Origin of the sequence: Acanthopleuribacter pedis (genome assembly GCF_017377855.1) — a bacterium.
GTDB lineage: Bacteria > Acidobacteriota > Holophagae > Acanthopleuribacterales > Acanthopleuribacteraceae > Acanthopleuribacter > Acanthopleuribacter pedis.
In genome coordinates, this window is the sequence record NZ_JAFREP010000007.1 from 220,561 (window position 1) to 244,343 (window position 23,783).

The following is a 23,783-nucleotide window of genomic DNA, read 5'->3' on the forward strand; positions in this document are numbered from 1 at the left end:
GGCGTTCTGCTGCGAAGCTGAAACCCGTGCGATTACTTCGCTTACTCGGTCGAGCCGCCTTCGCCGTAGCGCTGCTACGCCTGTGCCGTCTCTCGGTCGTAATCTTCGTACTCACACGGGTTTCAGCTTCTCGCGACGAATCCTTGTGAGAAATGCGGGCTAGATGGGGATATCTTGGTGTGATAATTTGGCAAGTTGATTATTCGCGTTTTAGACAAAAGTTATACAAGAGGGAAAAAGACGGCGTCGTGATATGGCAAAAAGGTCGCATGTGTGCTGTAATGTGACCTAGCTCAAGTCTGGAGTGAAACTTGATTGCCTTCTCGCGCCGGGCAAAGTCGCGATGAATCGTAAAAAAGCACGCTTTTGACGGCAACTCAGCCAGAAAAGGACGACCTTTTCCGTTTTTTTTATCGAAGAATGGTAAAAAAAGCGACGAACCTGTCAGGGTTCTAACGCCTTGTCCTGAAACGGTTTTTCGAGATTTGCGGTCGAAGTGGTGTGTCGCGAACTTTGATGGGGTGTCAAGTTTTCCTCGGGAAGCGTCGATAGGATGGGTACATCAGGAACAACCAGGCGTTCACGTTCGGAAAGCCTGTTTCTGGTGGGTCGACCCGACACAGGTTTTTTGATTGATGTGACCTGTGTCACTTCTGTCCACCGAGTTGGAGAGTACCCGATGCTTCCAAGGCTCACAACGCATCGTTCATCGACGGAATAGGAATCAAACTGTTTGACGTTTCCTCATAACGTTGGCACAATTTTCGAAAATCTCGGTTCCTGTTTGCTCTTATCCTGCATTGATTGCCGTCGATTGAAATCATGTTGCGAACACTAACCATCGTCTCGTCCTCAAGGAGTTGCCATGATCGAAAATTCTTCTTTAGCCTTATCCGCTCTTAATCCAAACGCGGTGAGCAGCCAGGGTCAGGTCCAAGGCGCGTCCCAGAACGCCCCCCGTAGCGAACAAGCACAATCCGTCAGCCGTTTCGACACCGATGACTCCGTTTCCTTTTCAGCGGAAGCACTCGAGGTTGCCTCCCAGGACTTCGGGCCTCCGACTAACGATGTCCCGATAGTCGACTGATTTCTTTATAAAGTCCGATGATCCAAGGAAAGCTCTTTCAGAGGTTGATCGCTCTGGAAGAGCTTTTTAGTTGTTGACAACCCGTTAAGGGCATGGTGTCTTTAGGTGCTATCTCCAAGATTGAGTCCTTCTGATCTCAAAATGAAGAAGTTGCGTGTTTATGCATCAAAAGGCTGTTTGTCTATATTTTAGGCTGTTTTTCTTTCACCTTGTCCTTTTGTTTTCTGGTTTCAGTTTCGCAAAAAATACCACTGTTTTATTTCAGCGACTTGATGGAAAACAGGGGTTTAAGCCCTCTAGCGCGACGTCTTTTTTTCAAGGTCCTAATGGGTTTATTTGGATCGGGTCGCCCACCGGCTTGTATCGTTATGACGGCTCTATTTTTAAGGACTACCGAAGTGAATTTGGGAATACTGAGAGTCTATCGAGCAATTATATCACCTGTTTGGCAGGAACTCAGTCTGGCTCTCTATGGATCGGAACCCTATCTTCAGGGATAAATAGGTTTAATCCTTTATCAGGATCTTTTAAACGTTACCCTATGTCCTTTAGTGACAAGGCTGCATCTATCCGTACCCTATATTTCGATTCTCAAGAACGATTATGGGTAGGAACTATGAACGGGCTGTATCTCTACCGAGAACAGCTTGACCAATTTGAGCAGGTTTTTTCAGGGCACAATGTTCTGGCTGAGGGCGTTGTGCGAAACAACCGAGTGGAATCGATTTTGGAGCGGCCAGACGGCTCCCTTTGGTTGGGAACAAATAACGGTATCGTGATCTTGTCGGGCATTGATACTCAAAAAGTCCTAGTTACAAGAGAGATGCCGGAGGGGCATATTGATATAGCGCCTCGTTTGATTAACTCGATGTATCAGGATCAAAACGGACTGGTTTGGATCGGCTCTGACCAGGGTTTATATTTATTTCAACCCTCCAGAGATCGTTTTGTTAAAGGATTATCCTTGTTTTCTCACTTTGAGGAAGCAGGTGAGTTTTCATTTACTTCGTTCCGAGAAGACGATGTTGGTAATCTTTGGATTGGGTCCCGGCAAGGCCTTTTTTGTTATAGACGAAAGAAGGGGACCTTTGAACACTATCGTGCGGATCGATTTGAAGCAAGTAGCGTTTCGGGTAACAATGTTGTTGAGTTGTTGGTTGATCGTTCTGGGGTAGTGTGGATTGCAACTACAGGATCTGGGATATCCAAATATTCCTATTCTCGACAGATGTTTAACCTTTTGACTAGTTATCCACATATTAATAACAGCTTGTCGTCTAAAAAAGTTTGGTCAATTGATGAAGATCGACGAGGGATGATTTGGATCGGTTGCGGTTCTGATATTAATTTACTTGACCCGAAAACTGGTCGTGTTTATAGAACCGCGTTAGTTGGTCAGCAAGAATTTCCACTAAGGGAATCGATTCGCTCGATTTATCAGGACGAGAACGATGACTTTTATATAGGTACATCTGGAAGTGGTCTTGTATTTTATGATTCAAGATCTGAGAAGTTTTCCCAAATACCTCTATCTTCAAAAACCGATGAAACTTTATTAACGGTTTTCAAGATCCTTTCAGGTCCTGATGGACGATTGTGGGTAGCAACTCGAAGAGGTTTGTTTCTTCGAGAGCCGGGTTCTCAGGATTTTAAAGCGATAGATTTGCGGAAATTTCGAAAGGTTCAAAATGATTCGAAAACTGTGAATACTTTCAATCTAAAAATGGATCAAAGGAATCGCTTGTGGATAGGAACCTTGAATGAGGGGTTGTATTACCAGGTTAAATCCGGTGGCCTAGATTTTCGCCAGGTTCCACCGATACGGGGCCCTGAGGAGGGGATTGGGCTGTCCCATTCCATGGTGGACGCCTTCGCATCCTTAAACCCCCAGGAAATGTGGGTTGGCACTTATGGTGGAGGTCTAAATCGAATTATTTTTAAAGAAAATGGCGTCGATATAAAGCGAATTGAGTATGTGACCGAAAAAGAAGGGTTCATAGACAACAATATTTGTGGCCTTTTACCAGAAGGAAAAGATGTGCTCTGGGTGAGTACAGCGAACGGGATTGCCAAATACAATACGAGAACACGGGATATACGTGCTTTCGATTCACGAGACGGTCTTCAAGGAGAAGATTTTCAGGCAGGTTCTTTTTTGCGTGCAAGCGATGGCACTTTCTATTTTGGTGGTGATCTCGGTATGAACTACTTTAAGCCTGAAGATGTTTTGCTTTCCGATTTTCAATCCGAGGTGATTTTTACTGATCTTGAGGTTTTTAATGCAAGTGTTGCAGAGAATAACAAAGTACTTGACTCTTCTGTTCCCATAGAGTTATCGCATAAGGAATCTGTGGTTGCTTTTCGGTTTTCGGCCGATGATTATAACAATCCGAGCAAGGTCGATTTTGAATATAAAATGACAAAATATGCTAATAAATGGCTTCCTGTGCCAGAAAACCGGTTGGTTACTTTTACCGAATTGCCTGCTGGTTCTTACCAATTGCGTGTTAGAGCGACTAATCATCATGGGGTTTGGTCAAAAAAAGAACTTGTGTTGAAGATTAAATCGCTTCCTCCTTTTTATTTGACTTGGTGGGCTTATTCGGTTTATCTCGTTTTGGGTGTGTCCGCTGCGACGGCTTTTGTTAAACGAAGAGAGCGTGATTATAAAATTCAGATTCAGAAACGCGAACAAGAGTTACTTAATGAGAAGTTGGTTGCCGACCGGCTGAAACGGGTTGATAAGATTAAAGATGAAATCCTTGCTAACACGTCGCACGAATTAAGAACACCCTTGAACGGTATGATTGGCCTTGCTAAGTCGATGCTGGATGGGGTTACTGGACAACTTTCCTATGACCAGCGTGATAATTTATTGATGATTGTTTCAAGTGGTATTCGTTTGAATAACCTCGTCAACGATATTCTCGACTTTTCCAAGATGGTGACCCGCGAACTTGAATTGAATCTCTCTTCTCAGGATGTCTATTCGTCTGTTTCGATGGTGCTTAATTTGTCGAAACACTTGATCGGCGATAAGGATGTCGTTCTTATTAATGAACTCTCGACCGACTGTCCTTATGTGCTTGCCGACAATGACCGTTTACAGCAGATTCTCTATAACCTGGTGGGGAACGCGATTAAATTTACGGAGCGGGGATCCGTGCGCATCGGTGCGCGTCGTGATGGGGAACATCTGTGGATTGATGTTCGAGATACCGGTGTCGGCATCAATCCCGACCAGTTCGAACGCATTTTCCAGAGCTTCGAGCAGGGCGACGGCTCCACCTCGCGGAAGTTTGGTGGTACCGGCCTCGGTTTGGCGGTTACCAAGCAGCTTATTGAGCTTCAGAATGGGGAAATCAAGGTGGAATCCAAGGTCGGTCGCGGGTCCTGTTTTTCCGTGCGGCTGCCGATTTCCACCGTTCCCCTGTCCGAATATACCTTGCCCGGCTTGGAAACGGTTTCCAAGGTGAACAACCTTGATGCTTCGCTTGAAGAAGAAGCGATGATGCGCAGCCGCGATTTCGAAATGGAAATTACCGGGGACGGCATCTTTAAAATCCTGGTGGTTGATGACAATCCCGTCAACCAACGCGTGTTGGTGAACCGTTTGGTTTTGGAGCGCAAATTTACCATTTTTAAAGCTTCCTCCGGTGCCGAGGCCTTGGACATCATTTTTTCCGAAATTCCGCCCGATTTGGTGCTGCTCGACATCATGATGCCGGAACAATCGGGTTACGAGGTGTGTAAACGCGTTCGCGAAGAATATTCAGCCGACGAATTACCCATTCTTTTGGTGACCGCCAAAAACCAGGTTGGCGATCTCGTGGAAGGTTTTGACGCGGGTGCCAACGACTTTCTCACCAAACCCATCTCCCAGGAAGAATTGATCTCTCGGGTCGGCGTCCACCTGAAAATGTTGGAATTGCACCGCGATTTAATTGCCTCCCATGAGAAATTGGTTCACATCAACCGCAACTTGGACCAATTGGTTCAGGACCGTACCCGTGAGTTGGAACTCAGTAACATTGAATTAAAGACCCTGGACCAAATTGTTCAGGTGATTAACCAGGAAACCGATCTGCCCAGTTTGTTGGCGACCATTCTGCGCCAAGGCTTCCAAATTTTCCCCCAGGCGCAACGCACCAAGTTTTGGATGCTCGATGCCGCCGGCGCTTCCTACAAGCCGGTGGCCTGGGCCGGTAAAGGCACCGAAAAAGTTCCCGCGCTTGCGCTTACTTTTGACGAACTGGACCAACGCTACGTTCGCGATATCAACCACGCCCACGAGGACGTGTTCATCACCCGTAACACCAAACTCAAAGATGTGCCGGAGCGCATGCGCGAACTACCGCTCAGCAAATCCAGCATGGTGTTGGTGATGGTGATTGACGAGAAAAAACAGGGCTTTTTGGTATTCGAAAATGATCACGATCCCAGCGCCTTCACCGAATTGGACGCCCGTAAGCTGTTCCGCCTGCGCGGCCACGTCCTCTCTGCCCTGGACAAGGCGCGTACCCTGCAAGAGTTACAGTACAAAAACGAGGCGATTCTCAAAGCGCAAAAACAAATGGTGACCCAGGCCAAATTGGCCTCGCTCGGCGCGCTCACGGCCGGCATTGCCCACGAAATTCGCAATCCCCTCAACTTCATCAACAATTTCTCGGTGCTCTCCATCTCCCTGGCCGAAGAACTCAAAGAAAGCCTGGCCGACCACATGGACCAACTTGATCAAGAAACGGTTCAGGAGATCAACGATTTGGTTTCCGATTTGGAAGAAAACGCCTCGCGCATTTCCCACCACGGCCACCGCGCCGAGGATATCGTGCAACGCATGCTCGACCACTCCCGTACCGGCGTCGGCGAAAAACAACGCAAGGAAATGAACTCACTGGTGGAAGAATCGGTGAATTTCGGCTTCCACGGTGTGATTTCCCGTTATCCCCAGCTCAATGTCGACCTGGAACGGCTGTACGATCCCGAGGTTGGCGAGGTTGAGGTGATGTCCAACGACATCAGCCGCGTCATCATCAACATGGTGGAAAACGCCTGCTACGCCTTGCGCGAGAAGAAAAACAACCTGGGCGAGATCTTCAAGCCGCGGCTGCTGGTGGAAACCCGCAAAAACACGGATTCGGTGGATGTGGTGATTCGCGACAACGGGTTGGGCATTCCCAAGGACGCCGTCGACCAAATTTTCATGCCCTTTTACACCACCAAACCCACCGGTGACGGCACCGGGCTCGGGCTTTCGATTAGCTACGAAATCGTTACCCAGGGCCACAACGGGCAGCTTTATGTGAATTCGGAAGAAGGTTCCTTTACCGAGTTCATCGTGCGTTTGCCGATCTAGCCTGTATTTCTCACAAGGCTTGCTGCTTCTCGCGACGAATCCTTGTGAGAAATGCGGGCCAGGCTAAGGGTCGCAAAACCGGTGGTTGGTTGCGGGTAGGGTAGTGGTAACATGGGGGTCGCCCGCGTGTCGTCTCTGTTGCGAGGCCGGGCAAATTGGTTAAGCTGGGTGTTATGCAGTTAAAAAAGATTGAGAACATTTTGATTGTCGGCGCCATCACCATTGTGGTGGTGCTGGTGGGTTTGGCGGCTTACGCCTACAACATAGGGATTTAACCTAAGAAGCGCGATCAAGCGAACCCAATTCCCGTTTCAAACGGCGCAAGGAGGACCGGCCATGGTGAACTATCGTCTGACCCAAGCGGCCCGCTCCGCCGGTTGAGCGGCCAAAATTCCGCCCAAGGTTTTGGGTGATGTCTTTAAAGCGATGCGGCCAGGCATCGATGAACGTTTGCTCGTGGGTTATCAAGACCGCGACGACGGCGCCGTGTACCAACTGGACACGGAAACGGCCCTGGTGCAAACCGTCGATTTCTTTACCCCGATCGTCGACGACCCGGTCGATTTTGGCGCGATTGCCGCGGCCAATGCCTTGTCGGATGTCTACGCCATGGGCGGGCAACCGCTGACCGCGCTTTCCCTGGTCATGTACCCCTACAAGACCTGGCCGCTCGAGCTGTTGCAGCAGATCGTGGCCGGGGGCACCGAGAAAATCGCCGAATCAGGTTGCTTGGTGGTCGGTGGGCACAGCGTCGGCGATGAAGAAATTAAGTTCGGCTACGCGATCACGGGCCGGGTGGCACCCGATCAGGTGTGGCGCAACCAAGGCGCGCGGGCCGGCGATGCCCTGGTGCTGACCAAACCCCTCGGCACGGGGCTTCTGGCGACGGCGGTCAAACGCGACCTGTTGCCCGCCACGGCGCTTGAGGATGCCCTTGTTTCGATGAAACGGCTCAACCGCGATGCCGCCGCCTGTGCCAAAAAGTTTCCGATCCACGCGGCCACCGACATTACCGGCTACGGCTTGCTCGGGCATTTGGTGGAAATGTTGGCGGGTTCCGGTTTGGGCGCGCGGGTTCGGGTTGATGCGATCCCGCGTTTCGCCGCGGTGGATGAAGCGGTTGCGGTCGGGGCGAAAACGGGCGCGGCGCGGACCAACCGTGCTTTTGTGGTTGAGCACGGGTTAATCGAAGACGCGGTGCTCGAAAAGCACGCGCCGGTTTTGTTTGATCCCCAGACCAGCGGTGGTCTGTTGTTTGCGTTGTGCGCGGATGCGGCCGAGGATTTGGTGCGCGACTGTCGAAAAAAAGAAATCGATGCGGCGGTCATCGGCACGGTTTCATCGTCACCCGGCATAGGCTGTCTGGCCTGACCAGTTAGCTTTCAAGGCTTTGCGGTTCTAGGCTTTAGGCCGTTTTTGAAGCTTCCTTCAATCGCGGCAAAGTCAACGGCCCCAGGGGTTGAGCGCGTTTGATGAGGGCTTGGGGAATTGTTCAAGCGGGTGTTGTCAGGGCCGATTGTCATAGGTTATAGTGACGCTAAACCTAAGAACCGCGAAAAGTCACGGTTGTTTTAGCTAAGCCGCTGGGCTGCAACGGCCTTAAAAATGCTCAGCGCACCACCTGGTGCGGTCGGGCGCAACCCCGGCTCGCTTTTTAAAGCCATTTCGCTCCAGATCTTTAGCCAAAACCCCTCGCACTGATCGTGCTTCTCGGTTAAATCCAACGTTCCGCAAATGAACGATGTTACCGCGCCTCGAAGCGATTCACGCGCTACCTTTGCGAACGGTTGTCTTGTGCGACGCGACCGGACGAGGTGCCCCGAGGGTTTCGGTCTGGATCGAAGCGGAACCAGACCTTTTGACAATCGCGATTTTAATAGAGATTAACTTGATGGAGTGTTCTATGAGCCTGCGTTTACGGCAGCTATTTTTGGCGGCATTGGTCGCCCTCGCGTGTTGGGGCTGCTCCAACGACGACGAGGATATTGAACTCCAAGAGCGGCAGATTTTTACCGATTACACCTTTGCCTTGTTTGATCCCCTCGGCGGCGACCCGACCCGTATCCCGCTGCCCAACGACTTGCTGCGCGACCCGGACACCGGCCAAAACGCCGTGCCTTCCCTGAACGATCCCGCCGTGGATACGCTGATCGCCCAGTTCAACTCGCTTTCGGGTTTTTCCACCTCGGGCCCCTTGATTATCCCGATGGAAGGCGGCATTCGTGCTGAAACCGTCAACGCCCAAACCTTGTTGGTTGTTGATCTGGAAGACCTCGCCGCCGCCCAGACCGGGCAGGCGATTAATCCGATTCGCGAGATGACCTATTCCGTGGTCGTTGATCCAACGACCGGGAACCCCACCATTTTCGCGCGTCCCGTAAGGCCTTTGAAGCCAGGACGTACGCACGTGGTGGTGATGACCAATGGGGTAATCGGCGACAACGAGGAGAACTTCCCGGTTGAGGCCCAGGCCATCACCCTGCTGACACGCAACGCCTTTCCGTTGGTCGACGACCAGGGTCGTTCCGCCGTGGACGGGCTCGGCGACAGTGAGGCCGCCGGCCTGGAACCCTTGCGCGAGGCATTTCAACCCTTGTGGGAAGCCGCGGAGGCCGTAACCGGCTTGCAACGCAGCTACATTCCGCTGGTTTTTTCTTTTACCACGCAACCGCTTTTCGAAACCATGACCGCGGTTCGGCGCGATGTCCAGAAACGCGATACGCCGATTCAAATTTTACAAGCCGTGGAAGGCAGCGCCGCGGTTGACGCCTTCTTTAACGCGATTGGTGCCGGCGCCGTCCCCCACGACGCCATCGGCGCGGTGTACATCGGTGCCTTCCAGGCGCCCCGCTGGATTGGTGATCCCACTTCCGAACCTTTTGCGCCCGGTGGCGCCGACGGGTTGCCGCTTTCGCGCGGCGAGGTGACCATTCCGTTCATCGCCTGTATGCCGCTCGGCGCCCAGGCCGCGACCCCGATGATGATTTTCCAGCACGCGATCACGCGTTCCAAGGAAGACATGTTCGGTTTGGCCAACGGTCCCTGTTCCAACGGGGTCGGCGTGATCGGCATCGATATGTGGCTGCACGGCGACCTGACCTTCGGTCTTGATTTGATCGACAACGCGACCGGTTTTCCCGGCCCCGACGGCATCGAAGATCCCTCCGGCGCCAACTTCGTGAACCTCGGTAACCTGTTGTTGTCCCGCGACAACATTCGCCAATCGGTCAGCAACCTCTACACCTTGACGCGGGTGATCACCAGCGGCAATACGGATTTTAACGGCGACGGCGGTGCTGATGCGGCCACCTTCGGTTTGACCTTTCTGGGGCAATCGCTGGGGGGCGTTTCCGCGGCGCCTTTTGTCGCCACGGAGACCAACATTGGCGTGGCGGCCTTCAACGTGACCGGCGGTCGTATTGCTTCGCTTTTGCGGAATTCCCAGGTGTTCGGTCCGCAGATCGCGGCCGGTTTGGGTGCGTTCGGCATTCCCGAGGGTTCCTTCCTCGCCGAGTTGTACTTCTTTGTGGGTCAAACGATTTTGGACGATGCCGACGGCTTTAACTACGGTGCCGAAATGCGGAGCGGTAACCTCGCCAACGGCGCCCCCAAAACGGTGCTGTTACAGATGTCGCTCGACGACGATACCATCCCCAATGACAACACCTTGGATTTGGCGCGTGCGATCGGCGTAACCAAGGTTGACGGCACCGCGGTTGACGGTTTGGCTTCCGCGTCCGCGCCTTATGTGGGCTCGGCTTTGTTCCAGTTCGACAACGCGGGCCACGGTTCGTTGTTGGACCCCAGCGAAGGGTCCACGGTGGAAATGCAGGTGCAAGCGGTGACCTTTCTCTTGCTTGGCTTGCAGGGGAGCCCGACGGTTATTAATCCCTTTGGTCCCGGTAAAAAAACCGTGGATGTCGGGGATGGGTTGTACACGCCGGTTGGTGTGATGAACTTTAATGTGGTTCCACCGCCGCGTTAAGTGCCTTGTTCCATTGCTGAAACGGCTGGGCTGTTGCGGTTTGTGATGGTTCGGCCGTTTTTGGTTGGTTTATCCGGGACAGATCGGTGCCGCCCCGCGACGATGACCGAGGGGTTGGGCCCACGGGTACAACGGTATCCTTGACCAATTGGTTGATGGCGCTGTAAGGGCTTACGCCGACGAGGAATTACTGGATAGACAACACAGGTTCTCGTCGGGCTGCCTCATGATAGCGCCATAAACCAATTCCTCAAGGACCACTCCAGGAAATTTGGGCCCCTCCCACCGCCGCTTCGCTTTGTGGGTCCCTCCCAATTTTCCTTCCGTTTACCTCGGTTTAAGACGGGCGTTTTCCGCCTCTGCTTGGAACCCTGGATATTTTGGTCGTTCCGTTTAGTGGGGTCTTTTCGTTTTTGGTAGGTTTATCCGGGGCAGATCGGTGCCGCCCCGCGATGATGACCGAGGGGTTGGGCCCACGGGTGCTACGGTATCCTTGACCAATTCCTCAAGGAGCACTCCAGGAAAATTGGGCCCCTCCCACCGCCGCTTCGCTTGGTGGGTCCCTCCCATTTTTCCTTCCGTTTACCTCGGTTTAAGACGGACGTTTTCCGCCTCTGCTTGGAACCCTGGATATTTTGGTCGTTTCGTTCAGTGGGGTCCCTCCGTTTTTTCTTCTGTTTGTCTCGGTTTTGCCCGTATTGCTTGCGAGGATTTGTTGCGAGAAGTTGAAAGCCTTGTGTTCGAAGATGATGATCAAGCGCAAACGGGGCAGGGCCGACGTTAGCGGCCGCGCACCGTTCGGCCCGCCGGCCAGGCCTTGGGTTTCATGCGCTCAAAGTCGCTTAGCTCGTCGTCGACCATGCGGATCCGTTTTTCGATGCGCGGGTAGTTCGGCCGCAGTTTGGCGACGATTTTGTAATGTTTGGCCGCCTCGCGGAGCTGGCCCTCCTGCGCCAATAAGGTTCCGAACAAATAATGGAGCTCCACGTTGTTGGGGTCCATTTCCAAGACCTTGCGGATGACCGGGGTCGCCGCCGCGTAGTTTTCCATCGCGCCGTAAGAACGGGCGATCCCCAAGTACCCGTCCACTTGGTCCGGGGCCACCTCGACCAGCCGTCGGTAGGTGCGTAAAGCCTGCTTGAAGTTGCCCTGGTCCGCGAAGATGTTGCCCAGCATCTTTAATGCATCAGGTACCTTCGGGTTCTCTGACAACAGCCATTCCAATTCCTCCACCGCATCGTTGATACGGCTTTCGTTGAGGTGGATCTCGGCCAAACGCAACAGGGCGGCGTAGTTGTTGGGGTTGACCTTGGTGAGCAGGCGCAAGTGGGGGAGGTAGGTGGGCGACTTTTTGTCGAGGTACTCCTCCATGTACTTGTTCATCTGCTCAACCGAGGTGTCGTTGTCCCCTTTGGCCGAAAGCGCCAAGGCCAAGTTCAGTTGGGCCTCGGGAAAAATCGCCTGGTGTTGCAGCGCGGTTTTTAGGTTCTCGACGGCCTCGGAGAACTTGCCCTGCGCCAATTGCGACCAGGCCAGGTTGTAGATCGTCTCCGGCGATTTTCTGCGCGAAAGGGCTTCGGTGAGGAATTCTTCAACCTGTTTGAAGTCGCCTTGGCGTTGCTGTAGGTCGGCGAGGCGCAGGCTGACCGCGGTGTGGTCGTGCCCCGTCGCCAGCGCGATTTGGTAATGGGTCAACGCCTCTTCCAAGTTGTTTTGGTTTACGTAGATTTCCGCGCTGTTGACCAGCGACCAAAAGTGGTCGGCCTTGCGCTCCAGCGCTTTTTGAAACCAAAGCAGGGCCTCGTCCTCGGCTTCCATGTGGGCGAACACGAGGCCGAGGTTGTAGTAACCGCGGTAAAAACCGGGGCGAATTTCGATGGCGGTGCGTAGGTGGAGCTCGGCGTCTTCCAAATGCCCTTGTTGAATGTAAACCGCGGCCAAATTGATATGGGCCGGTTCGTGTTCCGGCTCCAGGTCAAGCGCTTGGCGGTAGGCGTTTTCCGCCTCGATCAACATGCCGATGCTGTGGGCGCGCAAGCCGTCGTTGTAGAACTTCTCGGCCTCGCGCCAGTGGGGGTTGCGCATGTGGTCGAGCAACCCGAACAGCGCGCCGAGCCGCCCTTTGAACGGGCGCATCACGAAGGTTTGCCGCGGAGGCGGATCAAAAGTGAGGTTGATCGGGTGGTAGGGCGCCAATTCGGCCAAAAGTTCGCTCATGGGCTCACGCCTTCGGTGCGAATTTATTGAGGGCTTTGATGAGTTCGACTTCACCAACCTGCATCCCTTTGTCGCGGGCGATCTGTTGCACCGTGGTGCCGTCCGCCAAGCGTTGCATGATGTCTTTGACGAGGGGTGATTGAAAACTGCCCAGGATTTTGTCGGCCACGCTGTCGGCGACGGGTGTGGCCGGTGCTTCTTGGACGGGCGCCTTCGCCGCGGCGGCTTTGGCCTCCAAGGCTTCGAGGCGGTCGCCCCATGGCGTGAAGGTCTCTTGCAACGCGGCCAGTTGCTGTTGCTGCTGTTGGCATTCACGGCGCAAACCGGCCGTGGTTTCGCGTTCGGCCTTGAGGGCCTCTTGGCAATCGGCAAGTTCGCGTTCGAGCTGTTCCTGTTGACGGCTGAGATGTTGGAGGAGTTGTCGGTCGGCGCCTTGACGCTGGGTGATGCGGCGGTGGAGCAGGCCGATCACAGCCGCGAGAAGCAACCAAGCAACGGCGTTGAGAACGGTCAAATCAACTCCCTCGTGCTTGGCGAACCAACTCGCGGGCCTTGTCGATTTCATCGTCCATTTCTAAAAGAAGCCGTTCAAAATCAATATTTTGGGCGGCGAAACGCTGCTTGAGGATTTTCCAGCAGGGTTCATCGTCAAAAACCACGTCGGTGAATTGGTCGCCGTAGACGGCTTGAAGTCGGCCCTTGGTAATGAAGTCGGCGAACTGAAGAATGGCGGCGAAAACGTGGTCGTTGGCTTTTTGGCATTGATGATGGTAGGTGATCGCCTCACAAACGGAGGACGGGAGCTGCCACTTCTCGGCGAGGACGCCGCCGATTTCGGCGTGGGTGAAACCGAGGATTGCCTGCTCGGCTTGCACCATGGCGCAATGGTTTTGCTCCATGTAATCCACGATTTGCGACAGATCGTCGGGGTAGTGACACTGAATGATGATTTTTCCGACGTCGTGGAGCAGGGCGGCGAGGTATAGATTGGGCGCCTCCCCGAACTTAAAGCGTTGGGCCAAGCTCTGGGTGATGGTGGCGACGCCCAGACAATGATCCCAGAAGTTGGCCAACTTGAGGGGGCTACCCGGGGGCTCTTCAAAATGATTGACGCTTACCATGGTGACGACCAGGTTGCGTACCTGCTGTAAACCGAGCAACACCACGGCTTGACGGACATCGGCGATTTCACGACGCAAGCTGAAGTAACCGGAGTTGATGAGCTTAAAAATATTGGCGGTAATCGAAAGATCTTTTTGGATGAGATCGGCTAATTCGGCGATGTTCGGCCGCGGGGCGTCAGCGAGCGCGATGACTTTTTGCGCAATTTCCGGGAGGACAGGCAAGTTGTCGATGTTCGCTACGTATTGGCTGACTGTTCCTGTCATCACCATCCCCCCGGCGCGTTTGTTTGTTGACGGGCGTCGTTTCGCCGTGGGCGGCGCCCGAAGGATTTAGAAACTGTTGATAATGGCTTTATCCTGTTCCATTTTCTCGGTGATGATTTCTTTCCAGCGCATCAAACGCGCCTCATCAAGCTTGAGAATTTTGGGTACTTCGCCGAGTTCTTGTTCTTCCAGCGGCACCGCCGTGGCCACGCCGAGTCCGAGGTCCAGGCAGTAATGGGTGGCCAAGCTGATGATGGCGGTTTGCACGCGGTATTCGGCCGGGGCGTTTTCCGGGGCCAGGTAATGGCGAATGGATTCGGCCAAGCTTTCGCTGAGGTTCCATTGTTTGACGATGCAATAACCCAGCTCGGCGTGGTCGAAACCGAGGTGCTGGCGTTCTAACAAGTGGATGGGTTGCCCTTCGTTGTAGGCGGCCACCATGATTTCGCTGTACTTCTGCGGGAGTTTCGCGTTGAGCACGGTTTTGCCGAGGTTGTGCATCAATCCGCCGATGAAGGCTTCTTCTTTATCCATGCCTTTAAACTGTTCGGCCAGACCGCGGGCGACGAGGGCGGAACCAATCGAGTTCTCCCAAATCAGCTTTTCTTTAAAGCCGGTGTTCGCGGCGCCTTTGTTGGCGTACATTTTTTTACCTGCGGCGGCAAGAACGATGGAGCGGATGGTGTTGAAGCCCAGGATCATGATGGCGTGGGTCAGGGTACGCACCTCGCGTTTGAGGCCGAACATTGCCGAATTGGAAATTTTGAGAATCTGGGCGGTCATCCCCTGGTCGGTGATGATGGCGTCCTGCAAATCCTTGGCCGAGGTACCGGGATCGGAAACCAACGTCATCACCTTGGTGGCGACGTGGGGCAGGGTCGGCAAGTCCCCTGTTTTTTTTACGATATCTTCGGGGGTAATGGGCATAGGATTCTCCTAACTGAACATGATTCGCATAGATTACTCAGGATTTCAGGTAAGCCAAGGCACGTGAGAAGTGCTCCAGTTTGAAATCGCGGTTTATGTTGTGAAGACTTTCGGAATGTCCGATGAGTAAGTAGCTGTTGGTGTTTAGGTTATCGTGAAAACCACTGATGATCTTACGTTTGACCTTGGTGTCAAAGTAAATCAGCACGTTGCGGCAGAAGATAATGTCCATGCCGCGGAATTTGCTGTAATTCTTGTAGTCTACCAGGTTGAAATGGCTAAGGGTGACTAAGGTACGCGCTGCACGGGAGACGGTGAACTCTTTGCCGTTGGGCTCGAAGTAATTCTTTTTGAAGCTGTCGGACAAATTACGCATGGTATAGGGTGCATAGGTCGCTTGGCGGGCTTTTGCCAAGACTTCTTCGCTAATGTCACAGCCGTAGATGCGCGGCATCAGGCCGCGCAGCAAATCTTTTTTCTCGAGCAGGATCATCGCCAGGGTGTAGGGTTCTTCGCCCGAGGAGCAGGCCGCCGACCAGATTTTTAAAGTGCGCTGGCCCCGGGCACGAATGGATTCGACGACCTTGGGCAGAATGTGATCGGCAAAGGCGTCGACCTGCGGCGGGTTGCGGTAGAAGGAGGTTTCGTTGGTGGTGACGGCGTCGAACAGGTGGCGTAACTCGCGTTCGTTGGTGGGGTTCTTGATGTAGCGAAGGTAGTCCCCGTAGCGCGTCATCTTGTGCGCAATCAGGCGTTTGGAAACACGGTTTTCGATGAAGTAAAGTTTGGCGTCGGAGAAAAACAAGCCGCTTTTTTCGTAAACGAACTCACGTATCGCCTTGTAGTCTTCCGTCCGTAATTTTTCGACGGTTTCCATGCGGTCTTCCTCGAAAAGCGCCCCATCTGAATGGTTACCAACCCAGGCTCGGACGAAAAGGTCGTCTTAAGAGAACCGATCAGGTTGTGAGGGGGGATTGGTCGTGCCTAATGAATATCATACTCTAACCTATTTTCCGCCAGCCACCGAAGATTTTCCAACGGATTTCCCGAAAGAAACCGGGATCGACGGGCGGCGGCTTGACCTGGGCCAAAACGGCGCGTGGTTCGCAGCCGAATTGAACGCAACATTCGAGGACAAAGCGGTGTAACGCACGGGGCGAAAGGCGCAAACCCAGTTTTCCGGCGGAGCGGGACATGCGGTTGAGGGCTTTGACCAAAAAAACCTCGCCGTCGAGTTGATGGGGTAAACGGCCGCGATCAAAATCGATCAGCCAAACCCGGCCGTCGCCAATTAACCAGTTGTTGAGGTTGAGATCGCTGTGCCAAATGTCGCTGTCGCATAATTGCTTCAGCAAGGCGGCGACGGGTCGGGTCCAGCGCCGGGCGCCGCCGGGTTGGCGCAGGGCCGACGCCAGCCCGATGCTGTCGGGCAACCAAGCGCTGTAGTAGGTCATGGTGAACAGGCCTGGCAGGCCGGTGGGTTGCCGTGCCCAACCGATGGGTTCCGGTGTGGCCAGGCCCCGTTCAAAGGCGTGGCGGTGGATGCGGTATTCCTCGGCGGCGCGTTGGCCCGCCGCGAAATGACGTGCCAATACCAGCCGGCGCAAACCACCGTGGCGGTAATCGCGGGCGACGACGGGGCCGCGCGGGTGGTCGATGAGCATCACGTCCCCACGACCCGCGCGGCGGTCGAGCGGGCGCCGCGGTAGGTTGTCCCAGTCGGGATGTTGCCAGGCTTCGGCCAATTCGATCATGGTTCCTCAACGAAAAGAGCACCCGCTTCGGGTGCCGAATCGGGTGCTCCTGATGATGGTTAACGGGCTTCCTGGCGCTTAGGCAAAGGCCGGAATGCCGGTGATCGCCTGACCGATGATCAAGCGGTGAATGTCATGGGTGCCCTCGTAGGTTTTTACCGTTTCGAGGTTGAGCATGTGGCGAATCACCGGGTATTCGTCGGTAATGCCGTTGGCGCCGTGCATGTCGCGCGCTTGACGGGCGATGTCGAGCGCGATGGCGACGTTGTTCATTTTGGCCATGGAGACTTGGGCGAAGTTGTAGGTGCCGTCGTCTTTCATGCGACCCAGGTGCAGCGACATTAACTGACCTTTCACGATTTCGGTCAACATGTCGGCCAGTTTTCCTTGTACCAACTGGAACGAGGCCAGCGGACGGTCGAACTGAATGCGGCTTTTGGTGTAGTCGACGGTGGCGTCGTAACAGGCCATGGCGGCACCCAGGGCACCCCAAGAAATGCCGTAACGCGCTTGGGTCAAGCAGCCGAGGGGGCCTTTCAGGCCTTCGACGTTGGGCAGGCGACGGCTGTCGGGAACCACCACGTCGTCCAACACCAGCTCGGAGGTGACGCTGGCGCGCAGCGAGTATTTGCCCTTCATTTCGGGGGCACTAAAGCCTTTGCTGTCGGTGTCGACGATGAAGCCGCGCACGACGCCTTCTTCATCTCGGGCCCAGACAATCGCGATTTGGGCGATGCTGCCGTTGGTGATCCACATCTTGGCGCCGTTGAGGATCCAATTGTCACCGTCGCGTTTGGCGTTGGTTTTCATGCTGCCGGGGTCGGAGCCGTGGTCGGGTTCGGTCAAACCGAAGCAACCGATCATTTCGGCGGTGGCCAGTTTGGGCAAAAATTCGTTTTTCTGTTCTTCGCTGCCGTACGCCAGGATCGGGTACATCACCAAGGCGCCTTGAACGGAAACAAAGGAACGCAGGCCGGAATCGCCGCGCTCTAGTTCTTGCATGATCAGCCCGTAGGCCACGTTGTTCAGGCCGGGACAGCCGTAGCCGTCGATGTTGGCGCCGAAGACGTTGAGTTCCGCCAATTCGGGTACGAGGTTCATGGGAAAGGTCGCGTCGCGGTTGTGCTGGTTGATGACGGGTAAAAACCGTTTGCTCACCCAGTTTTTCACGCTGTCGCGGACCATTAGCTCTTCTTCGGTCAGCAGGTGGTCGATGCCGAAGAAATCGGCAGTGTTAACCCCTTTTTTCATAGTTACTCCTTCCAAAGGTGTGGTTGGGCCTGTCAGGACAGGGTGCACACCGCGGCGGCGGTTGGGTCGGGGCGGGTGAGCCGGATGATGGGTTCGGCTCATGAATGTAAGGTCGTCGTTTACCCGTCGGCGCGATTCAGGTTATCCAAAAAATGGGGTGCGCCCTGATGTGGGTAACGGTTGCTTCCCGCTCCGTCCTCCGTCGTGGTGTGCGCGGCGGGGCACGCTCCCGGTTGTGGCGCGGCGAATGCCGACGGGTTCAACCTGGAGGGCGTGTCCGTTAAAAGGTATTCAAAGGATCCGTGGGGACGGCATCGGTGATTTCGCCCGGGTCACGGCCTTCTTCCTTAATACGCTGCCAGCGTGTCAATTTATCTTGCACAAAAGGCATGTAATCGCTGTCGGCGAAATTGTTCGCAAGGTTATTGTAATAGAAAATGGCTTCTTTGTACTTCTCGCGGCGCCAAAGGGTTTCGGCCAGGTAGAAGTAGGTTTTTTCGGGATCGTACTGACCCTCGTAGTTGTTGATGATGCCTTTGAGGCGTGACTCGGCCGACTTCTCGAAACCGCGACCGCGGCGGAAGTAGTAATAACCCACGGTGAACTCGTGTTCGGCCATGCGCAACAAACACAGGTCAATTTTGTCCTTGGCTTTTTCGGCGTAGGGGCTGACCGGGTAGCGGTCGATCAGATTCTTGAACTCGGTGTAGGCGGTTAAGGTACTGGTTTGGTCGCGGTCGGCGCTTTCAATTTCGGTGAAAAAACACATGGCGTATTGGTACTGCGCGTAATCCGACTTGGGATGGGTGGGGAAGTGGGTCAAGAAAGACTTGTACTCCACCGAGGCTTCGATGTAGGTGGCCATTTTGTCGAAAAAGTAGCTGTCGGCGATGGACAGTTTGACATCGGGTAAAAGTTTGCTGTCGGGTGCGTAGGTTTCAATAACGCGCAACCAGCGGCGGGCGTCGACGAACTTGCGCTTCTGGAAAAGGGTGGTGGCGCGGTTGAACAGTTCCTGGGTGGTGACGTCGCCTTTTTGGAGTCGGTCGGCCAGGGTTTCTTTTTTAGGACCGCCGCAGGCTGTAATCAGCAGGGCGGCACCCAGCAAAAAGAGCAGGGGACCGCGACGGTAAATCGAGTTAAGCATCGTGTTTCTCCACTTCGGCCAGCAGTTCGCGTACCGCTTGACCCGGATCGCCTTTGCCGAAAACGCTGGAGCCGGCGACGGCGCAGCGGACGCCCGCTTGGTAAAGTCGGCCGATGTTGGCGACCCCGACACCACCGTCTACTTGGATGAACGGGGTGTTGTCGCTTTTTTCGATCAAGGCATTGAGTTGGGCGAGGCGTTGGTAGGTTGCCTCAATGAACTTTTGACCACCAAAGCCGGGGTTCACACTCATGAGCAGCACGAAGTCGACATGGTCGATCATGGCTTCGAGGTGAGCAATCGGCGTGCCGGGATTGATGGCGATCCCCGGCTTGCAGCCCGCGTCACGAATTTGTTGGCTGACGCGGTGGGCGTGGGTCGCCGCTTCAACGTGGAACGAAATCCAGTGGGCGCCCGCCTTGGCAAAATCGGTGATGAAATTCTCGGGGTTGGTCACCATTAAATGAACGTCCAGGATTGCATCCGTTTTGCCCGCGAGTGCTTTGGGGACGATGGGACCCATGGTCAAATTGGGGACAAAATGTCCGTCCATGACGTCAATATGTAATACGTCGGCACCCGCTTCAACCGCCGGCAAAATCGCTTTTTCCAGATTCCAGAAATCGGCGGCCAGCAGGGAGGGGGCCAGTTTAAATTTCATAGGGTAGACCTCAGGCAATCAAACAATCCCTGCACCTTATCACATCTCAGTGATCCCTGTTGACCACCAAGGTAATATTCTGGTTCTTGTTAATCGGGTAGCCGGGATGCGGCCGTTGTTCAAGCACCACTTGGCCGAGGCCGCGGTCAAAGGATTTGTATTTGGTGACCACGCGGAACTCGTGTTTGTCCAAAAAGGTTTTGACCTCGGCGTAATCGCGGTGGGCCAAATCCGGCATCACATACCATTCCGCCTGTTGCCCGTCGGAAACCAACAGCGACACACCTGAGCGGATGCCGAGATCGCCGCCGGGTTCGGGATGTTGGGCCAATATCCGGCCGCGATTATTCGAGTTCGTCGGAATGCGGGAGATCAAGGCCACCTTGCTGTCGGCGCGTTCCAGCAGGGTTTGTGAGAAACCCAGGCTTTCGCCGACCAGTTGCGGGATGGCTTTGACCTCTTCGCCGGCGGACAGAATCATTTCGATCTCGCGCCCTTCTTTGACGCGTTGCCCGGGGCGGGGGATTTGCAACAGCACCCGCCCGGCTTTAACCGCGCTGCTGTGAATACCGGCATCCTCGTCGACGACGACCACCAAACGGTGATCTTTGAGGATTTGTACCGCCTCGTCGCGGGGCAAATCGTAGAGGTCGGGGACTTCAACCACGCGACCGGCCACCATGTGGCGCAAATAAAACCAGGTTCCGGCAACGGCGCCGACCCCAAAAAAACAACAGCCCAAAACGACAAGGAACGTTTTCAGCAGCAATTTCGTCAGTGTTTTTCGAAAAGCCATAAACGTTCGTTGGGTCCTTGTCGTTTGGGCGTTGGTGCGGACGGTGAGACGGGCTCAACCGACCGATCTAACCAAAAAAAGGTTAGGCAATGATTAGTTGGCTGCTTGGGTCAGGCGGGACTTCAGGCGAGCGGCGGCGTTATCGTGAATAAAGCCTTTTTTTGCAGAAACATCGATCAATGAGTAAATCGCGGGGAGCTTGTCTTTTGCTTCGCTCGACCCTTCGGCGATCAATGCGCGGATCTTTTTCAGTTCCGTTCTCAGGCGGCTTCTCCCAGAACGATTGCGGTCGCGGCGGCTGATGTCTTGCTTGGATTTTTTGGCCGCTGACTTGTGACTTGCCATTAAGTTGTCTCCTTATTGTCGTGGGTGGGTTTGATGACCGTGGAACCCTCGGATTTCCGGCCGCCGATGGGGGTCTCCCCTGTGGGCGACATCAAACCGCAGATCGACACAGTATAGAGGAGTGCTCGCGGTGAACGCAAGCCTTTGGTTTAAGAAATCCGAGTTGCGCGCCGATCCCTTTCATACGCTCCTTCTCTATTATGATGTTCCGCTTTTTTTGTAGGTGAGAACCTGCCGGCTCAAACAGCTGATTGTGTTGCATTTTTGAAACGGGCAACCTATATTTGTTAGCAAAGTGTTAATCAATTGTTGGGAAAATGTTAGAAAAGTGCCTTTTCGACTGCCAATCACGTGCTGCTCCCGGCAGGGCCGGGGTCATTTTTCATGGAGGTCAAATGATTCGAATTCTATTACCGGTTTTTCTGCTTTCGATTGGTGTCAACCTTCTCGCGCAACGCGATCTGAGCCGCTATTCCGATCAAGATCTGCGCTTGGCAGCCCTCGAACTTTTTGATCAATTGGCGACCGACCCGTCGCCCTCATTGGCGCCCTACTTCTCCTCATTCGAGAACGGGGCTTTTCGCGATGATTCGCCGGCGGTCGATTTATTGGCCGACGCCTTGGTTCATGGCGAAGTACCACTTTATAAAGATACAGGGCCGTCGACACCCGTGACCGCCCACCTGTTGGCGGACGGCCTGTTGCGTGTCTATCAACTATTGAGTGTCGGAAGCGACCCCGTGGTTCGCTTTGAACATGACAATCCTGTTTCCCTCGCTGTTTTTTTCGTCTTGGCCGACCGATTGGACGGGGTTCTTGACGGGCGATTGGACGCACCCGATTTAACGGGTTATTACGATTTGTGGGTGAAACAAGCCGTACCACCCGCCGCCTTATGCTTTGACTGTCGCCTGGATGAACGTTGGGCCGACCGTCGCGGCCTCATCAATACCAAAGGGCTTGGTGAACTGTTGCCGCGCCGTTTACGCCGTCAACTCGCCGGCAACTTGCCCAATGCGCAAAAAGTAGCCGTGCTCGGCCGTTTTGTGCGCGAGCAGGTTGTCTACAGCGATGAATCCTACAATGAAGACTTTTGGCAAACCCCGTTTGAAACGCTTTCCAGCGGGAGTGGTGACGCCGAGGATTTGGCCGTTCTGTTTCAGGCCGTCGCCGAGCACTATGGTCTGGGCACCAAAATGGTTGTCGGTACCTTGTTTTTGTCGGGCGAGCAGCCCCGCGCGGTGCGCAACCATGCCTGGGTGGCCTACGAGGGTGAGGTCGTCGACTTGACCAGTTTCCTCGGCAAACACGAAACCGCCGTTTATGAACCCAAAATGGTGTTGGATTCCGAGAACAGTTGGTTTTTGACCGCCGGTCGTTAGTTCGTTCACACCAACGAAAAAGGCGGCGTCCCTTGGGATGCCGCCTTTTTCGTTTTGTGGTTAGGGTTGGGCTAACAGAACTCGCAGATGGTTTCCAGCAATTCGCCCGCGTGGTCGACCTGCTTCTTTTCGAAGTTGCGGTACTGTTCCGGGGTAAACACCTTGCCGTCGTTGAGTTGCAGCAACTCGGCGGCCGGGTTTAAACCGCGGTGGGTGTAGTTTTCGTAAAACTTCTCGGCCAAGGCGACCAAGGAGCGATCCTCGGAGCCCGCATGTTTGAGTGCCAATTGGAACAACTGGTTTGACAAAGCGGCGATTTGTTCGTCCTCAAGGCCCTGGACCGCGGCCTGCTGGAGCAGCCCCGGGAGTTGGGTGCGGTAGGGCAGCAGCATGTCGATGGTTTTTTCGCGTGCTTCGGTATTGTAGAGAAGGAAGGTGAGCAGGATTCCGGGTACGGCGCACCAAACCTTGGACTGGGCGTCGAGGAAACGGCATTCAAAAAATCCGCGGGCACGGACCTCGGGGAACAAGGTGCTCAAGTGGTTGACCCAGTCTTCCATGTCGGGGAATTGCCCGTTGTAGCCGTCTTTCATCCATTGACGAAAGTTGATAAAACGGCCGTCGAAGGAAGCCTCGCCGTTGGGTTGGGGGAGGCGCATCACGTTGGCGTCAAGGGCGAACTCGGTGTATTGCTGGACCGGGCAAGGTTTGTATTCCGGGGTCAAGAAGCCTTTTTGAATGCCGGTACGGCTGGGGTCCAAGTTTTGCCAGATCAGAGAGCGGTAGGAATAAGCGCCGCCGGCCTTGCGGTGAATAAAGGGTGAATTGGCGAACAGGGCCACAAAAAACGGGGGCACCAGGTTGGCCGCCAACCAGCGGCGTTGCGCCGTGGCTTTGTCGCCGGCGTCGAGATTGATTTGCAGTGAGGTTGAGAGCCGCATCATCTTGCGGCCGTAGTGGCCGATGGTGTGGAAATACCGGTCCATATTAATGTAGCGCGGCGCGGTTAGGTGCAAACCGACCTCGTCGACCGTGTACCAGGGATTGAGACCGCTGTGGAAAAACCAAATGTCGTAATTTTTTAGCTGGCAGCGCAGGGTTTCGATGACGTGGTTGAGGTTCTGGATGGCCGCCGTCAGGGTGGCGAAAGGGGGGCCGCTGTATTCAAGCTGTCGTCCTGGTTCAAAGGTCAAATTGCCGCCGTCGGCGAATTTAAAGATATGGGTGCCGTCGGGTTTCGGTTCATAGGTAAAACCCTCGAGGGTGCCTACCAGTTGTTGCAACAACTGGATTAAACCCGTGCCTTCCTCGTTCTGAAAAGGTACCAGCGCGTGGCCTCGCTCCGGGGTGGTTCGAAACGGCCAAAGTTCGAGTTCGAGACCCACGTGGTCTTGGCTGTTGCTGTGATTCGACGGAAAAAAAGCGTTTTCGACTTTGGCTTGGAGTTGGGCCGTGTCTAAGGTCGCTTCGGGTCTTGGCATCGTGTT

16 protein-coding genes and 1 pseudogene are annotated in these 23,783 nt (G+C 54.4%); 5 read left to right on the plus strand and 12 right to left on the minus strand.

From position 1 onward, the window contains the following. Positions 1-1,247 precede the first annotated feature (1,247 nt). The 4 genes and pseudogenes from J3U88_RS35290 to J3U88_RS10150 all read left to right on the plus strand — a co-directional run. Positions 1,248-1,565: pseudogene (locus J3U88_RS35290) on the plus strand (hypothetical protein); the annotation flags it as partial. A gap of 138 nt (positions 1,566-1,703) precedes the next feature. After that, positions 1,704-6,443 (plus strand): ATP-binding protein, encoded by a 4,740-nt coding sequence (locus J3U88_RS10140; RefSeq protein WP_207858595.1) that lies wholly within the window; start codon positions 1,704-1,706, stop codon positions 6,441-6,443. A gap of 390 nt (positions 6,444-6,833) precedes the next feature. Continuing rightward, positions 6,834-7,814, plus strand: a complete 981-nt coding sequence (gene selD, locus J3U88_RS10145; RefSeq protein ID WP_341535178.1) for a selenide, water dikinase SelD — start codon at positions 6,834-6,836, stop codon at positions 7,812-7,814. A 532-nt stretch (positions 7,815-8,346) separates the two neighbouring features. Beyond that, the gene (locus J3U88_RS10150; RefSeq protein ID WP_207858599.1) at positions 8,347-10,428 is read left to right on the plus strand and encodes a hypothetical protein; all 2,082 of its coding nucleotides are present in this window, start codon (positions 8,347-8,349) and stop codon (positions 10,426-10,428) included. Between the two features lie 780 nt (positions 10,429-11,208). Here the strand turns inward: J3U88_RS10150 and J3U88_RS10155 are convergent. From J3U88_RS10155 to rpsT, 11 genes are all read right to left on the minus strand, one after another. After that, positions 11,209-12,645: a tetratricopeptide repeat protein gene (locus J3U88_RS10155; RefSeq protein WP_207858601.1), complete on the minus strand. Its 1,437-nt coding sequence runs from the start codon at positions 12,643-12,645 to the stop codon at positions 11,209-11,211. Between the two features lie 4 nt (positions 12,646-12,649). Next, complete coding sequence (locus tag J3U88_RS10160) at positions 12,650-13,159, minus strand: Z-ring associated ZapG family protein (protein WP_207858603.1); 510 nt, start codon at positions 13,157-13,159, stop codon at positions 12,650-12,652. A 1-nt stretch (position 13,160) separates the two neighbouring features. Continuing rightward, the gene (locus tag J3U88_RS10165; protein ID WP_207858605.1) at positions 13,161-14,033 is read right to left on the minus strand and encodes an HDOD domain-containing protein; all 873 of its coding nucleotides are present in this window, start codon (positions 14,031-14,033) and stop codon (positions 13,161-13,163) included. A gap of 66 nt (positions 14,034-14,099) precedes the next feature. Continuing rightward, a complete protein-coding gene (locus tag J3U88_RS10170; RefSeq protein WP_207858607.1) occupies positions 14,100-14,960 on the minus strand; it encodes an HDOD domain-containing protein in 861 nt (286 codons plus the stop codon). Positions 14,961-14,997: 37 nt separating this feature from the next. Then, positions 14,998-15,837, minus strand: a complete 840-nt coding sequence (locus J3U88_RS10175) for a CheR family methyltransferase (protein WP_207858608.1) — start codon at positions 15,835-15,837, stop codon at positions 14,998-15,000. A 124-nt stretch (positions 15,838-15,961) separates the two neighbouring features. Then, positions 15,962-16,714 carry a lipopolysaccharide kinase InaA family protein gene (locus J3U88_RS10180; RefSeq protein ID WP_207858610.1) on the minus strand — a complete coding sequence of 251 codons (753 nt, stop codon included), beginning with the start codon at positions 16,712-16,714 and terminating at the stop codon, positions 15,962-15,964. 78 nt (positions 16,715-16,792) lie between these two features. Further along, positions 16,793-17,965: an acyl-CoA dehydrogenase family protein gene (locus J3U88_RS10185; protein WP_207858618.1), complete on the minus strand. Its 1,173-nt coding sequence runs from the start codon at positions 17,963-17,965 to the stop codon at positions 16,793-16,795. A gap of 280 nt (positions 17,966-18,245) precedes the next feature. Beyond that, the gene (locus J3U88_RS10190) at positions 18,246-19,112 is read right to left on the minus strand and encodes an outer membrane protein assembly factor BamD (RefSeq protein ID WP_207858622.1); all 867 of its coding nucleotides are present in this window, start codon (positions 19,110-19,112) and stop codon (positions 18,246-18,248) included. Continuing rightward, positions 19,105-19,773: a ribulose-phosphate 3-epimerase gene (rpe, locus tag J3U88_RS10195; protein WP_207858624.1), complete on the minus strand. Its 669-nt coding sequence runs from the start codon at positions 19,771-19,773 to the stop codon at positions 19,105-19,107. Before rpe ends, J3U88_RS10190 begins: the two co-directional genes overlap by 8 nt. Positions 19,774-19,819: 46 nt before the next feature. Next, positions 19,820-20,569 (minus strand): PASTA domain-containing protein, encoded by a 750-nt coding sequence (locus tag J3U88_RS10200; RefSeq protein WP_207858625.1) that lies wholly within the window; start codon positions 20,567-20,569, stop codon positions 19,820-19,822. A 93-nt stretch (positions 20,570-20,662) separates the two neighbouring features. Then, positions 20,663-20,914, minus strand: a complete 252-nt coding sequence (gene rpsT, locus J3U88_RS10205) for a 30S ribosomal protein S20 (RefSeq protein ID WP_207858627.1) — start codon at positions 20,912-20,914, stop codon at positions 20,663-20,665. Between the two features lie 395 nt (positions 20,915-21,309). Between rpsT and J3U88_RS10210 the strand changes: the two genes are divergently transcribed. Beyond that, a complete protein-coding gene (locus tag J3U88_RS10210) occupies positions 21,310-22,296 on the plus strand; it encodes a transglutaminase domain-containing protein (protein WP_207858629.1) in 987 nt (328 codons plus the stop codon). A gap of 71 nt (positions 22,297-22,367) precedes the next feature. Here J3U88_RS10210 and J3U88_RS10215 read toward each other — a convergent pair whose 3' ends face one another. Next, the gene (locus J3U88_RS10215) at positions 22,368-23,777 is read right to left on the minus strand and encodes a glutamate-cysteine ligase family protein (protein ID WP_207858631.1); all 1,410 of its coding nucleotides are present in this window, start codon (positions 23,775-23,777) and stop codon (positions 22,368-22,370) included. Positions 23,778-23,783 lie beyond the last annotated feature (6 nt).

Coding starts and splice junctions, on each gene's coding strand:
- J3U88_RS10140 (WP_207858595.1), top strand. CDS start 1,704: ATGAACGGGCTGTATCTCTACCGAGAACAGCTTGACCAATTTGAGCAG.
- J3U88_RS10215 (WP_207858631.1), bottom strand. CDS start 23,777: ATGCCAAGACCCGAAGCGACCTTAGACACGGCCCAACTCCAAGCCAAA.
- rpsT (WP_207858627.1), bottom strand. CDS start 20,914: ATGGCAAGTCACAAGTCAGCGGCCAAAAAATCCAAGCAAGACATCAGC.
- J3U88_RS10150 (WP_207858599.1), top strand. CDS start 8,347: ATGAGCCTGCGTTTACGGCAGCTATTTTTGGCGGCATTGGTCGCCCTC.
- J3U88_RS10185 (WP_207858618.1), bottom strand. CDS start 17,965: ATGAAAAAAGGGGTTAACACTGCCGATTTCTTCGGCATCGACCACCTG.
- J3U88_RS10155 (WP_207858601.1), bottom strand. CDS start 12,645: ATGAGCGAACTTTTGGCCGAATTGGCGCCCTACCACCCGATCAACCTC.
- J3U88_RS10170 (WP_207858607.1), bottom strand. CDS start 14,960: ATGCCCATTACCCCCGAAGATATCGTAAAAAAAACAGGGGACTTGCCG.
- J3U88_RS10210 (WP_207858629.1), top strand. CDS start 21,310: ATGATTCGAATTCTATTACCGGTTTTTCTGCTTTCGATTGGTGTCAAC.
- J3U88_RS10190 (WP_207858622.1), bottom strand. CDS start 19,112: ATGCTTAACTCGATTTACCGTCGCGGTCCCCTGCTCTTTTTGCTGGGT.
- J3U88_RS10200 (WP_207858625.1), bottom strand. CDS start 20,569: ATGGCTTTTCGAAAAACACTGACGAAATTGCTGCTGAAAACGTTCCTT.
- rpe (WP_207858624.1), bottom strand. CDS start 19,773: ATGAAATTTAAACTGGCCCCCTCCCTGCTGGCCGCCGATTTCTGGAAT.
- J3U88_RS10165 (WP_207858605.1), bottom strand. CDS start 14,033: ATGACAGGAACAGTCAGCCAATACGTAGCGAACATCGACAACTTGCCT.
- J3U88_RS10175 (WP_207858608.1), bottom strand. CDS start 15,837: ATGGAAACCGTCGAAAAATTACGGACGGAAGACTACAAGGCGATACGT.
- J3U88_RS10180 (WP_207858610.1), bottom strand. CDS start 16,714: ATGATCGAATTGGCCGAAGCCTGGCAACATCCCGACTGGGACAACCTA.